Source organism: Bacteroides sp. Marseille-P8574, from assembly GCF_902825465.1.
Classification (GTDB): domain Bacteria; phylum Bacteroidota; class Bacteroidia; order Bacteroidales; family Bacteroidaceae; genus Bacteroides; species Bacteroides uniformis.
Genome location: NZ_CADEBE010000001.1, coordinates 1,650,734 through 1,665,424, shown reverse-complemented (window position 1 = coordinate 1,665,424; position 14,691 = coordinate 1,650,734). Strand labels below are relative to the sequence as shown.

Annotated in this window: 8 protein-coding genes; all 8 read left to right on the top strand. The window is 48.2% G+C overall.

Annotated features, from left to right (window positions below):
• Positions 1–81 precede the first annotated feature (81 nt).
• The 8 genes from HUX74_RS07200 to HUX74_RS07165 all read left to right on the top strand — a co-directional run bounded on the left by HUX74_RS07200 (position 82) and on the right by HUX74_RS07165 (position 14,673).
• On the top strand, positions 82–921 hold the full coding sequence (locus HUX74_RS07200; protein WP_117966295.1) for a peptidylprolyl isomerase: 840 nt from the start codon (positions 82–84) through the stop codon (positions 919–921).
• Between the two features lie 24 nt (positions 922–945).
• Positions 946–2,184 (top strand): pitrilysin family protein, encoded by a 1,239-nt coding sequence (locus HUX74_RS07195; protein ID WP_117599218.1) that lies wholly within the window; start codon positions 946–948, stop codon positions 2,182–2,184.
• A gap of 1 nt (position 2,185) precedes the next feature.
• Positions 2,186–3,529: an MATE family efflux transporter gene (locus HUX74_RS07190; protein ID WP_117599219.1), complete on the top strand. Its 1,344-nt coding sequence runs from the start codon at positions 2,186–2,188 to the stop codon at positions 3,527–3,529.
• 4 nt (positions 3,530–3,533) lie between these two features.
• Entirely contained in the window at positions 3,534–5,828 is a 2,295-nt protein-coding gene (locus HUX74_RS07185) for a hybrid sensor histidine kinase/response regulator (protein WP_174646429.1), read from the top strand.
• 107 nt (positions 5,829–5,935) lie between these two features.
• Positions 5,936–10,486, top strand: a complete 4,551-nt coding sequence (locus HUX74_RS07180) for a translocation/assembly module TamB domain-containing protein (protein ID WP_174646428.1) — start codon at positions 5,936–5,938, stop codon at positions 10,484–10,486.
• A 9-nt stretch (positions 10,487–10,495) separates the two neighbouring features.
• The gene (locus HUX74_RS07175; RefSeq protein ID WP_174646427.1) at positions 10,496–12,850 is read left to right on the top strand and encodes a BamA/TamA family outer membrane protein; all 2,355 of its coding nucleotides are present in this window, start codon (positions 10,496–10,498) and stop codon (positions 12,848–12,850) included.
• A 126-nt stretch (positions 12,851–12,976) separates the two neighbouring features.
• Positions 12,977–13,888: a nucleotidyltransferase gene (locus HUX74_RS07170; protein ID WP_117966307.1), complete on the top strand. Its 912-nt coding sequence runs from the start codon at positions 12,977–12,979 to the stop codon at positions 13,886–13,888.
• Positions 13,889–14,340: 452 nt separating this feature from the next.
• The gene (locus tag HUX74_RS07165; protein WP_034528899.1) at positions 14,341–14,673 is read left to right on the top strand and encodes a DUF3795 domain-containing protein; all 333 of its coding nucleotides are present in this window, start codon (positions 14,341–14,343) and stop codon (positions 14,671–14,673) included.
• Positions 14,674–14,691: the final 18 nt, after the last annotated feature.

Genomic DNA, 14,691 nt, shown 5'->3' with positions numbered 1-14,691 from the left:
TTATCTCTTTTATGTAGGCAAAGGTAAGTGCTTTTGTCTGATTTTAGTATATTTGCAAACTTAAATTAAATAAAAAACAAAATGAAAAGGAATCTAATTGTATTATTAACTATACTGGTTTGCGGTTTGACTGCTTGCAAGCCGGGACAAAAGAAAGAGGAAAATATGGAAAAAGAAACGAAGCTGAAGATTGAAACAAGTGCGGGTGACATCACCGTGAAACTGTATAATGAAACCCCGAAACATCGTGATAACTTTATTAAGCTGGTGAAAGACGGCACGTATGAAGGTACGCTGTTCCACCGTGTCATCAAGGACTTTATGATACAAGCAGGTGACCCGGAATCGAAAAAGGCTCCAAAAGGCAAGATGCTGGGGGCAGGCGACGTAGGTTATACTGTTCCTGCCGAATTTGTTTATCCGAAGTATTTTCACAAAAAAGGTGCTTTGTCGGCTGCACGCCAGGGTGATGAGGTGAATCCCGACAAGGCATCATCCGGCTGCCAGTTCTACATTGTGACTGGAAAAGTGTATAATGACTCTACCTTGCTGGGGATGGAACAGCAGATGAATCAGATGCGCCTGAACAATGCTTTCAATGCATTGGCCCAGAAGCATATGAAGGAAATCTACAAGATGCGTAAGAATAATGACCAGGACGGTCTGATGGATTTGCAAGATTCTTTGATTGCGCAGGCAGAGGCTCAGGTTGCCAAGGAACCGGAGTTCAAGTTTACTCCCGAGCAGGTGAAGGCTTATACTACCATGGGTGGTACTCCGCATTTGGACGGTGCATATACCGTATTCGGTGAAGTGCTGGAAGGTATGGATATAGTTGATAAAATACAGAAGGTCAAGACTGATCGTAACGACCGTCCTGAAGAGGATGTGGTTATTAAAAAAGTGACAGTGATAGATTGATGATAGATTCTGTCATTCTATTTTATGAAGATAAACAAAAAGATATTTGACAACGGTCTGCGGTTGGTGCACAATGAAGATACCAGCACGCAGATGGTTGCCTTGAATATTGTTTATGACGTAGGTGCCCGTGACGAGCATCCCGAGCATACGGGCTTTGCCCATTTGTTTGAGCATCTGATGTTTGGAGGTTCGGTGCATATTCCTGATTATGACGCTCCTTTGCAACTGGCAGGTGGGGAGAATAATGCATGGACCAATAATGATATTACCAATTACTACCTGACGGTTCCAAAATCGAATGTGGAAATCGGCTTCTGGCTGGAGTCCGACCGTATGCTGGAACTGGCATTCAGTGAGCAAAGTCTTGAGGTGCAGCGTGCAGTGGTGATGGAGGAGTTCAAGCAACGTTGTCTGAACCAGCCGTATGGTGATGTGGGGCATCTGCTTCGTCCTTTGGCTTATCAAACGCATCCTTATCGCTGGCCTACTATCGGGAAAGACCTCTCTCACATTGCCAATGCCACGCTGGATGAGGTAAAGGAATTCTTTTTCCGTTTTTATGCACCTAATAATGCAGTTCTGGCCGTTACCGGAAATATTTCGTGGGAAGAAACGATTAGGCTGACTGAAAAATGGTTTGCTCCTATTCCCCGTAGGAATGTGCCTGTAAGACAATTACCGCAAGAAGTTGTACAGACGGCGGAACGCCGGCAGACGGTGGAACGGAATGTTCCTCTGGATGCTTTGTTCATGGCTTATCACATGTGCAGTCGTGAAGATGCCGATTATTATGCCTTCGATATTCTGTCGGATATTCTGAGCAATGGACGTTCCAGTCGCTTGACCCGCAGGCTGGTGCAGGAGCAAAAGCTCTTTTCCAGTCTCGATGCCTATATCTCCGGTACACGGGATGCCGGACTGCTGCATATCAGTGGAAAGCCATCTGCTGGCGTATCTTTGGAGCAAGCCGAGGCTGCTGTCCGGAAAGAGTTGGAAGAGTTGAAATCCGGGTTTGTTGGAGAGCAGGAATTGGAGAAAGTAAAGAACAAGTTTGAGTCTACACAGATATTCGGCAACATCAATTATCTGAATGTTGCCACGAACCTTGCCTGGTTTGAACTGACCGGGCAGGCGGAAGACATAGACCGTGAAGTGGACAATTACCGCTCTGTGACGGCAGAACAGCTTCATAGGGTAGCCCAACAGACCTTCCGCGATGAAAATGGGATTGTGCTTTATTACCAAAAAGAAAACCTTTAGTATGAGAAATTTATTTGATACGTATAAGCAACACTACAAAGCATTGCTTCTCCTGGGACTACCCATTGTGGTGGGGCAGTTGGGAGTCATTGTGCTGGGGTTTGCCGATACGCTGATGATTGGGCATCATAGCACGGAAGAGCTGGGTGCCGCTTCTTTCGTAAACAATCTGTTTACTCTCTGTATTATTTTCAGTACGGGGTTCAGCTACGGGCTGACCCCGGTTGTGGGAGGCTTCTACGGTAACCGCCGTTTTGCCGAAGCCGGACAAGCGTTACGGTGCAGTCTGGTGGCCAATGTGCTGGTAGCTTTATTGCTGACTCTTGTCATGGCTGTTCTGTATTTCAATGTGGAACGGCTGGGGCAGCCCGAAGAATTACTGCCTCTGATTAAGCCTTATTATCTAGTGCTGCTTGCTTCACTGGTTTTTGTCATGTTGTTCAACGGCTTTAAACAGTTTACGGATGGCATCACCGACACCAAGACGGCCATGTGGATTCTGCTTGGAGGGAATGCGCTTAACATCGTAGGAAACTATATTCTGATCAATGGAAAATTGGGTTTCCCGGAGATGGGATTGCTTGGCGCGGGTGTAAGTACCTTGTTCTCTCGCATTGTGATGGTCGTGGTCTTTGCGGTGATTGTGCTTCGTAGTCGCCGTTTTATCCGTTATAGACTCGGATTCATGAGGCTGGGATGGTCGACACCGATGTTTAGGAAACTCAATGCTCTGGGCTGGCCTGTCGGTATGCAGATGGGAATGGAGACCGCTTCCTTCAGCCTCAGTGTTGTCATGGTGGGGTGGCTGGGGACACTTGCTCTGGCATCACATCAGATAATGCTCACTGTCTCTCAGTTCACCTTCATGATGTATTATGGCATGGGTGCTGCAGTTGCTGTGCGTGTCAGTAACTTTAAGGGGCAGGGCGACGGGCAGAATGTGCGCCGTTCGGCGTATGCTGGCCTTCACGTCATCTTATGCATGGAAGTGGTGCTGTTGAGTATTGTCTTTGCACTTCGCGGTCAGGTCGGAGGATGGTTTACAGATAATATGGAAGTGTCCGGTATGGTAGCCGCTCTCTTCTTTCCGTTCCTGATTTACCAGTTCGGTGACGGATTGCAGATTAATTTTGCCAATGCCCTGCGTGGTATCTCGGATGTGAAACCGATGATGATTATTGCATTTATATCCTATTTTGTTATATCTTTGCCCGTAGGGTACCTCTGCGGTTTCATCTTCGGCTGGGGACTGACGGGGGTCTGGATGGCTTTCCCGTTTGGACTGACCAGTGCAGGGGTGATGCTGTGGCTGAGATTCCGTAGACAGACCAGGGAAAGGATTTGATAATATGAACAGTGTCTCCAAAGTAAAGATTGCCGTAGGCTACACTTTGTTGCTGGCGGTATTGTTTTTTTCCTTGTTCTTCGTACACCGGGAGATGGAGAACCTTATTCTTACCGATGACCGCGATGTACAATGGACAGACAGCGTACTAGCTTTGATACGCGAGAAGGATACCAATACGATAAGAATGCTGCGTACGCTGAGTGAGGCGAATGACAGCATGGTATCCACCAGTGACATTGAGCAGATAATTGCCCAGCAGGACTCAGTAGTGACCCAGCAACGTGTGCAGCACCGTATCATTACACATCGGGATACCGTCGTGACACGCCCTCGGAAGAAGGGTTTTTTCCGTCGTTTGGGTGAAGTGTTTGTTCCCCCAAAGAAAGATACGGCTATCCAGGTGAAGACCTCCCTCGAATTTGCGACGGATACGGTGATTGAACCTTATAATCCGGCCGATTCTTTGCATGAGAAACTGCGTGCTGTGGCCCAGCAGAAAAAAGCTGTAAACACTGTTATACAACGACGTAAACGCTATCTGCAACGCTTGGACCATATGCTGACCGCTCGTATTGACAGTTTGCTGAAAGATTATGAGACGGAAACTCTGCTGCGTGCACGGACGGAAGCCGAGTATCAACAGGCGGTCCGACGCCGTTCGGCCAAGATTATCAGTGGCATTGCCGTAGGTGCGGTATTGCTTTCCGTTTTTTTCCTTATTATCATCGGTCGCGACATAACTCGAAGCAACCATTACCGCCGTGAGTTGGAAGAGGCCCGCCGTCGTGCCGAAGATTTACTTGCTGTCCGTGAAAAACTGATGCTTGCCATTACCCATGATTTCAAAGCCCCGCTCGGTTCTATCATGGGCTATGCCGATTTGCTTTCCCGTCTGACGGTGGATGAGCGCCAGCGGTTCTATCTGGACAACATGAAAACCTCATCGGAGCATTTGCTGAAGCTGGTCGTTGATTTGCTCGACTTCCATCGTCTTGATTTGAACAAGGCTGAAGTCAACCGGGTCACTTTTCATCCTTCCCGCCTGCTTGAAGAGATACACGTAAGTTTTGAACCGCTTACGGCTGCCAAAGGGCTGGAGCTTCATTGCGACATTGCCCCGGAGCTGGACGGTACCTATATTTGTGACCCCTTGCGTCTGCGTCAGATTATCAACAATTTGCTGTCCAATGCCGTGAAGTTTACGGACCAAGGCGGTATTACCATGACTGCCCGTTACGAGGACCGTCGACTGGTAGTTGCCATTGCTGATACGGGTAGAGGTATGGAGCCTGCTGACCGTGAGCGTATCTTCCAGGAATTCACCCGATTACCGGGTGCTCAGGGTAAAGAAGGGTTCGGACTCGGACTTTCCATCGTCCGTATGTTGGTACAGTTACTTGAAGGTACGATTGATGTAGACAGTGTACCAGGTAAGGGAAGCACTTTCACGATATATATTCCTATCTATCCCGTAAGGAGCGAAAGGCGTAGAATGAAGGATGAAGAATTGGGCTGTGTTGTCACGCCGGAGGGCAATTCTTCATTCTCCGTTCCTTGTTCTTCATTGAAGAATGTCCTCCTTATCGATGATGACCGTATTCAACTTACCCTTACTGCCGCCATGCTTCAGCAGAGTGGTATAAATTCTGTTTCTTGTTTACAACTGGATGAATTGCTGGATGCCTTGCGCACTGCAACCTTTGATGTTCTGCTTACTGATGTGCAGATGCCTGCTATTAATGGTTTTGATTTACTGAAACTGCTGCGTGCTTCGAACATACCGCAGGCACAGTCTGTTCCGGTGATTGCTGTCACTGCTCGCAGTGACATGCAGCGTGAGGAATTTACGGCGCATGGCTTTGCCGGATGCCTGCATAAGCCGTTTACCGTCAGTGAATTGCTGCATGAATTGAATGTGGAGGACAAAGGGAAGGAGGTTACAGAAGTTTCGGAAACTTCGGCTTGCCCGGGGTATAAATTCTCTTCGCTCACCGTTTTTTCGGTCGATGACCCCGAGGCCGCAAAGTCCATTCTGGAAAGTTTTGTGGCTGAAACTCGTCTCAATGCGGAGCGTTTGCAGAAGGCTGTGGAGAATGAGGATGTGGACGAGATGGCTGCTGTCTCCCACAAAATGATTCCCCTCTTTACGTTGATTGGAGCTACGGAACTGGTTGCATTGCTGAAACTGTTGGAAACTTCGCATGGAGTGCCTTTTACCGGAGAGTTGAAAGAGCACGTCCTTGCCGCCCTCGTTTTGATAGAGGATGTCATTACTCAGGCAACAGCTTTTCCGTAATGGGGGAACAGAGAAGAATACATGATTTTTCTCTATCGGGAACCAAATGTCGAAAGAAATTGTTTACTTTGTAGGACTTTTAAATACGATGAAAGATTGACGTTCCGATGAGAAGAAAATGGTTGAGAATAGCACTGTGGGTGCTGCTTACTCCTATTATACTGTTTATAATATTGATGATACTGCTCTATGTGCCTCCCGTACAGAATTTGATACGGAAGCAGGCTACAGCAATTGCATCAGATGCTACGGGTATGGACATATCTGTGGAGCGGATTGACCTTCGCTTTCCTTTGAATTTGTTGGTTCGCGGTGTATTGGTGGTACAGCCTGCCGACAGTGCTGTTGAGGTGCAGCATCCCGATACTTTGCTGAATCTTGGAAGTTTGAACGTGCGGGTGCAGGCATGGCCTTTACTCAAAGGGAAAGTGGAGGTGGATGACATTACCCTGAAACAAGTTGCTGTTAACTCTTCCAATTTAATGGAAGGTATGTGCATCAAAGGGGTACTGGGGCATTTCTTTTTCGAAAGCCATGGCATAGACCTTACAAAAGAAGATGCTATTCTCAATAATATAGAATTGAGCGATACCCATGTGCAGGTAATGCTTGCAGATACCACTGAGACTCCCAAGGACACTACTGACACTGCGTTAAACTGGAAAGTCACACTCCATACCCTGAAGTTGAAGAACGTCTCGGTCGATTTACAGATGCCATTGGACTCCATGGGGCTGAAAGCCCATATCGGAAATGCTGAGATTGCGGACGCTGCTGCCGACCTGAAACACCAGTTCTATGGCTGGAGAAAATTCCTGCTGACTGGAACTTCTGTCAATTATGATACCGGCGGCCCGGGGGGTGCGATAGGTTTCGACCCCTCGCACATTGCTCTTCACGACATTCGTATGGGCATTGATTCTGTGATGTACTACGGTAGAGATATGAATGCCGTTATCCGGGAATTTTCCATGTATGAGCGTTCCGGTTTGAGTGTAACTTCCCTGACCGGGCGGTTGTTTGCCGACTCTACCGTTATCCGTATCCCTTCTTTGAAGTTGCTGACACCTCATAGTGAGATGAATCTTACGGCACAGACTTACTGGGAACTGATAAATATACCTACCACCGGCCGTTTGACAGCCCGTTTCAATGCCCGTATCGGCAAACAGGATGTACTGCTTTTTGCCGGTGGCCTGCCGGAAACTTTCAAGGAAGCCTATCCGTTCCGTCCGTTGGTGATTCATGCCGGTACGGAAGGAAACCTGAAGCAGATGCAGATTTCCCGTTTTACGGCTGAGCTGCCCGGAGCCTTTTCGTTGAGTGGGGGAGGAGAATTCTGGAACCTGGCCGACAGTGTGAAACGCAATGGAAACATGGACTTCGAGATGCATACGCAGAACTTGAACTTCCTGACCGGACTAGCTGACATTGCTCCCGATGGCTCCGTCATCGTGCCGGACAGTATGCACCTTGCGGCACGTGTCGGTATGGAGGGGGCGCAGTGCACTGCCGCCCTGAAACTGCAGGAGAAGGAAGGCGCCTTGAATCTGGATGCCGCCTATAATCTTGCTACGGAAGCCTACCATGCCGACCTTGCCATCAACAACTTGCAGGTGCATCACTTCCTGCCCAAGGACTCTATTTATACTCTTACGGTAAAGATGTCCGCTAAGGGACAAGGGGTGGATGTAGCATCACGAAAGACTGTGGCTGCTTTGAATGCCTCCTTGGAAAAACTACAGTATGGCCATTGGGACATTTCCGGTGTGGATGTGCATGCCGGACTCAAGTCATCCGTTGCTACTGTCCGTCTTGCCAGCGATAATGTTCTTCTCAAGATGCAGGGAAATGCAGATATGCGTCTTGACCGCAGCTATCTGGATGGCGCTTTGGATTTGAATGTGGAAGAGGTGAATCTGCACAAGCTGGGGTTGGTGTCCCGACCGTTGAAACACCCATTTGCCTTTACAATGGGAGCGGAGGCACGTCATGATTCTCTCGAGTTGAGGCTTGATGCCGGTGACTTGAATCTGCGTTTCCGCGCTCATAGCACGTTGAAGAAGTTGATGGAACAGTCGGATAAATTTGTCTCTATCCTGACAAAGCAGATTGATGAACGGCGTTTGGACCATGCCGCTTTGCGACAAGTCCTTCCTTCAGCCGGCATGCATCTGGAAGCCGGTAACCAGAATCCCGTCAGCTATTTCCTGGCTGCAAAGGGTATTTCCTATAATGATTTCAAACTGAGCTTCGGATTTACTCCGCAAGTCGGCATCAATGGGCGTACAGCTGTTCACGGATTGCGCATGGACTCCTTGCAGCTCGATACAATATTTTTTACAGTAAAGCAGGATACTGCCCGCATGAAGTTGCAAGGTGGTGTCATAAACGGCCCCAAGAACCCGCAGTTTGTGTTCCGCAGTACACTGACGGGTGAAGTCCGTAATGAAGATGCGGAGCTGACTGTGGATTATGTGGATGGAAAAGGGCAGACCGGTGTGCTGTTCGGTATTAACGCCCGTCCGTTGACCGAAGGACATGGTCGCGGTGATGGTGTGCTGCTGAACCTTATTCCTGCCGAGCCGATTATCGCTTTCCGTAAATTCCACTTTGCGGACAATAGTAACTGGATTTATCTGCATAAGAATATGCGCGTCTATGCCAATATTGATATGGACAGCGACGATGGTCTGTGTTTCCGTATGCAATCCGACAAGAATGATACCCTTTCCTTGCAGAATATAAACGTAGAACTGAGCCGATTGCGCCTGGATGAACTTACGGAGGTACTTCCTTATATGCCTCGGCTTACGGGATTGTTCTCCGCCGAAGCAAATTATATACAGACTGCCACTTCCCTGCAGGTGTCCGCCGAAGCCAATGTAGAGAAACTGACCTACGAACGCCAACCGGTTGGAGATATAGGTCTGGGGGCTACCTGGTTGCCGGGCGACAAGAATACGCACTATTTGAATACCTATTTTACACATGATAACGAAGAAGTGATGACCGCCGACGGTATCTTGACGCAGAAAAACGGAAAGGATACTCTGGAAGTGTCCACTCGTTTCGAGCATTTCCCATTGAAGATGGCCAATGCATTCATCCCTGACCAAATGGTGGCCTTTACCGGAGATATTGATGGAGGGCTTTATATTTACGGTTCGCTGGACAAGCCTCAAATGCATGGTGATATTGTTTTGGACAGTGTGTCTGTCTATGCACGCCAGGCGGGAGCACGTTACTGGTTCGACAACCGTCCGGTACAGATAAAGGACAATCAGTTGATATTCGATAAGTTTGCCATTTATACCACCAGCAAGAATCCGTTTACGATTGACGGTAAGGTTGATTTCCGGAATATGGAGCGTCCTACTGCCAACCTCAATCTGCTGGCAGAGAACTATACGTTGCTGGATGCACCGCGTACCCGCGAAAGTCTGGTATATGGAAAGGTGTTCGTTGACTTGCATGCCACGGTGAAGGGACCGCTTGACGGGCTCACGATGCGTGGAAACATGAATCTGCTGGGCAATACCAACGTAACCTACGTGTTGACCGATTCCCCTTTAACGGTGGAAGACCGTCTCAGTGGGCTGGTTACCTTTACCTCATTCACCGATACGACGTCGGTAAAGGCGGATGAAGTTCCTGCCATGTCGTTGGGAGGATTGGAAATGTATATGTCCGTCCATATTGACGATGCTGTCCGTCTTCGTGCCGACTTGAGTCCCGACCGCAGCAAATACATCGAACTGGAAGGTGGCGGTGATTTGAATATGCAGTATACTCCCCAAGGGGATATGAGCCTTACCGGACGCTATACCCTTTCGGGTGGCGTCATGAAATATTCGCTGCCTATCATCCCCTTGAAGGAGTTTCAGTTCAATCCCGGCAGTTATGTGGATTGGCGAGGGAATATTATGAATCCTACGCTAAGCCTAAAGGCTACGGAACGTATGCGTGCTTCTGTGGCCGACGGTGACGGGGACGGTTCGCGCATGGTGAACTTCGATGTTTCCATTTCCATCAAGAACAGGCTTGACGCTCCCGATCTTATATTCGATATTTCGGCGCCCGAAGATGGCACAGTAGAGAATGAGCTGCAGGCAATGGGGGCAGAAGAGCGTAGTAAGCAGGCTATTGCGATGCTTGCTACGGGTATTTACTTGAATAGCGGCGCCAAAGGAGGAGGTTTGTCAATGGGAGCCGCCTTGAACTCAGTGCTTCAGAGCCAGATAAACTCCTTGGCGGGAGGTATAAAAGGTGCCAATATCAGTGTAGGTGTGGAAGACCGTACCTCTACTGAAACGGGCGACACGCAGAAAGACTTCAGTTTCCGTTATTCCCAGCGTTTCTTCAACGATCGCGTACAGATAGTCATCGGTGGAAAAGTATCCACCGGGGCCAATGCGACGAACGATGCGGAATCATTCATTGACAATATATCGCTGGAATACCGTCTTGATGCGTCGGGTACCCGATATGTCCGTGTATTCCATAATAAGAACTACGAAAGCATACTCGACGGTGAGATAACCGAAACGGGTGTTGGCCTTGTGCTGCGCCGGAAGATGGACCGGTTGGGTGAACTCTTCATCTTCAGGAAGAAAAAGATAAAACCGGAGGCTGAAAACAGCGATATGAAAAAGTAGGAATGTGATATGAAACGACTGATATTATATATTGCAGGATTGATATTTCTGGCAGGTTGCTCCACCACGAAGCACTTGCCCGAGGGGGAGATACTCTATACCGGACAAAAGCCGATGATTGTATTGAACCGCAGTGAAACGTCTGTTGGCGAGATTGCCATGGAAGAGGTGGAAGCCGCCCTTGCTACGGCACCGAACAATTCGTTGCTGGGGAGCTCTACTATCCGCTATCCCTTTCCTTTCGGACTGTGGATTTACAATGGTTTCCAGAAGTATGAGAAGGGACTCGGAAAGTGGATATTCAATAAATTTGCCGCCACTCCGGTGCTTCTGTCTACGGTGAATCCCGATATACGTCAGAAGGCGGCGGTTAACTTGCTGCGCGATTACGGCTATTTCAACGGAAGCGTCAGCTACAAGACATTTGTCGACCCGAAGGACTCGCTGAAGGCAAAGTTGCAATATACGGTGAACATGCGTAATCCCTACTTTATAGATACGGTGTACTATCGTGGTTTCAACCAACGTACCACTCGCATTATGGAGCTGGGGCGCCGACGTTCCCTTATCAGTCCGGGAGAACAATTCAATGTGGCTGATCTGGATGGGGAGCGTACCCGTATCAGTACCCTGCTGCGTAATGTGGGTTGTTATTATTTCCGTCCCGACTACCTGACCTATCAAGCCGATACCATGATGGTTCCTAATGGGCATGTCCAGATGCGCTTGATTCCCGTTCCCGGTATGCCAAAGGTAGCCGAGAAGCAGTTCCGTGTGGGGCGTAAATCCGTATATCTTCTTGGAAAGCAGGGGCAGGAACCCAATGACAGCATGGATTACAAAGGCTTGACCATACATTACTACAACAAACCTCCGGTACGTCCCAATATGCTTTACCGTTGGTTGAACTATCAAGGTTATCGGCGGAAGCGCCAGATACAGGACAGCGCAGGTATTGCCCGCCAGCGTTCTATGCAGAGTTTGTATAGTTTGTACCGTCAGACTCGTATTCAGGAGCGTCTGGCAAGCGTCGGTATTTTCCGTTATGCGGAGATGCAGTATATACCACGTGATACGGCGTTTGTGTCTGATACATTGGATGTGAAGGTCATTGCCGCGCTCGATAAACCCTACGATGCGGAATTGGATTTTAATGTCACCATGAAGAGTAATAACCAGACGGGACCGGGTGCCGCTTTTACGGTGACGAAGAATAATGTCTTCGGTGGTGGTGAAAGCTGGAATGTGAAGTTGAACGGTTCGTACGAATGGCAGACGGGCAAGGCAAGTTCTTCCCTAATGAACAGCTATGAACTGGGTATCTCCACTTCGCTTATCTTTCCGCGCGTGGTGTTTCCCAGGATGGGCGACCGTGAGTATGACTTCCCGGCTACAACGACTTTCCGTTTATATGCCGACCAGATGAACCGTGCCAAGTATTATAAGCTGTTGGCTTTTGGCGGTAATGTCACTTATGACTTCCAGCCCAAATCGACTTCCAGGCACAGTATAACTCCTTTCCGGTTGACATTCAATGTACTGCGCAATCCTACTGCCGCTTTCGATACGTTGCGTGCCGAGAATCCAGCACTCTACGTTAGTTTGCGCGACCAGTTCATTCCTGCCATGGAGTACACCTATACTTATGACAACGCTTCCGTGCGCGGCAAGCGTAACCCCATCTGGTGGCAGACCACCGTTGCGTCGGCCGGTAACCTGACTTCTGCCGTCTACCGTATTTTCGGCAAGCCGTTCAGTGAGGAAGGAAAGAAGCTTTTCGGGGTACCTTTTGCACAGTTCCTGAAGTTGAATTCGGAATTCAGGTACCATTACCGGATAGACAAGAACCAGATGATTGCTTCGCGTATTGCGGGAGGGGTGATATGGTCGTATGGCAACGCTACGACCGCACCTTATACGGAACAGTTCTATATCGGTGGTGCCAACAGTGTGCGCGCCTTTTCTGCACGCAGTATAGGTCCGGGCGGTTATCCTCCCGAGACGGATAGGAAATATACCTATATCAACCACGTGGGTGATATTCGCATGGAAGCCAATATCGAGTATCGCTTCCGTATGATTGCCGACTTGCATGGAGCCGTATTCTTGGATGCCGGCAATGTATGGCTGATGCGTAAAGATGAAAACCGCCCGAATGGTGAATTTACGTTGAAGAATTTCCCGAAACAGATTGCTTTGGGCACGGGATTTGGCTTGCGTTACGATTTGGACTTTCTTGTTTTTCGTCTGGACTTGGGTATCGGGCTGCATGATCCGTATGATACCGGGAAGTCGGGGTATTATAATATTCCCAAGTTCAAGGACAGCATGGCGTTGCATTTTGCCATCGGTTATCCGTTCTAAATGTACCTTTTTGAACGGATAGTGGTAAAGAATGAACTAAAACTCCCTTCTGTCAGCCATAAATTTTTGTACATTTGCAGCCGTTATCAACTGTGATATACTAACCTTTTTAAATAATAACTAAATATGAAACCAACTTTATTCTTATTGGCAGCCGGCATGGGCAGTCGTTATGGTGGCTTGAAACAATTGGACGGACTGGGCCCGAATGGCGAAACTATCATGGATTATTCTATTTACGATGCCATCAATGCCGGTTTTGGAAAGCTCGTTTTCGTAATCCGTAAAGATTTTGAGCAGGATTTCCGCGACAAGATTATTTCCAAATACGAAGGCCATATCCCCTGCGAACTGGTATTCCAGTCCATCGATGACCTTCCCGAAGGCTTCACCTGCCCCGAAGGCCGTACCAAACCTTGGGGAACCAACCATGCTGTAATGATGGGTGCCGATGTAATAAAGGAACCGTTTGCTGTTATCAACTGCGACGATTTCTACGGTCGTGATTCCTTCCAGGTAATGGGCAAATTTCTTGCAGCCCTTCCCGAAGGTTCCAAAAATGTATATTCCATGGTAGGCTTCCGCATCGGTAATACATTGAGCGAAAGCGGTACCGTATCCCGTGGTTTGTGCGGAACGGATGCAAACAACTTGTTGACTTCTGTAGTAGAGCGTACCCAGATTCAGCGTATGGACGGCGAGGTGAAGTACATCGATGATAACGGTGAATGGACTGCCACTCCCGAGACGACTCCGGTCAGCATGAACTTCTGGGGCTTTACTCCCGATTACTTTGCTTACAGTGCAGAGTTTTTCAAGAGCTTCCTGAGCGACCCGAAGAATATGGAGAATCTGAAAAGCGAATTCTTCATCCCGCTGATGGTGGATAAGCTGATTAACAATGGCACTGCTACCTGCGAAGTGCTCGATACAACCAGCAAGTGGTTCGGTGTGACTTATCCCGAAGACCGTCAGAGTGTAGTCGACAAGATTCAGGCTTTGGTGGATGCGGGTGAGTATCCTGCGAAGCTGTTCTAAAGTAAGACGGAAGGATAACTTGATTCGCATTAATTTATTGGGTAAAAGAACAAAAGGACAAATATGGGGAAGACGTTTGCCAGAGCTATATTTGTTCTTCTGTTTTCTGTTCACGAGGTGTCTGGTGCAAGCATACTGAAATGTTGGAACAGAACCCTGCATTGGGCTTACCGATATTGGAACCTTTGAAATCAGATTACTCCAAGTATGTCCGGAACAGCGTAGGGAATTGGTTAAATGATGCAAGTAAGACGCAATCCGGATTTGTAAGGAAGCTTTGCAGGCGTTAGGAAAGTGAAACGAAAGAGACCAAGTATATCGTTAAGAAAGCGCTGAGGACTGTCGGTAAATGAGTGTCTGTTCCAAGGTATGGGGTGAGTTTTGGGCTTACTGAATCGATGTGCGGGAAAAGGGGCATTATATCCTCAAACATAAATCGTTATAACCAAGTGATGAAACAATTAATTGCATGTTGCGGGTTGGATTGCGAAAATTGTGCCGCCCGTATAGCCACTGTCAATAATGACGATGAGCTGAGAGAGAAAACTGCCAAAGAGTGGAGTGTGCTGAACAATACGCCGGAAATTACGCCGGAAACCATCCATTGTATGGGGTGCCGTGCAGACGGGGTGAAGTTTGCCTATTGCAGCGATTATTGTGCTATCCGCAAATGTGTGTACGAAAAAGGTTTCAATACTTGCGGCGACTGTAAGGAACTGGATACTTGCCAGGTGGTAGGTGCGGTTCTTCAGCATGCGCCCGGTGCAAGGGAAAATCTTTATTAACCGTAAAATCTTTGATTA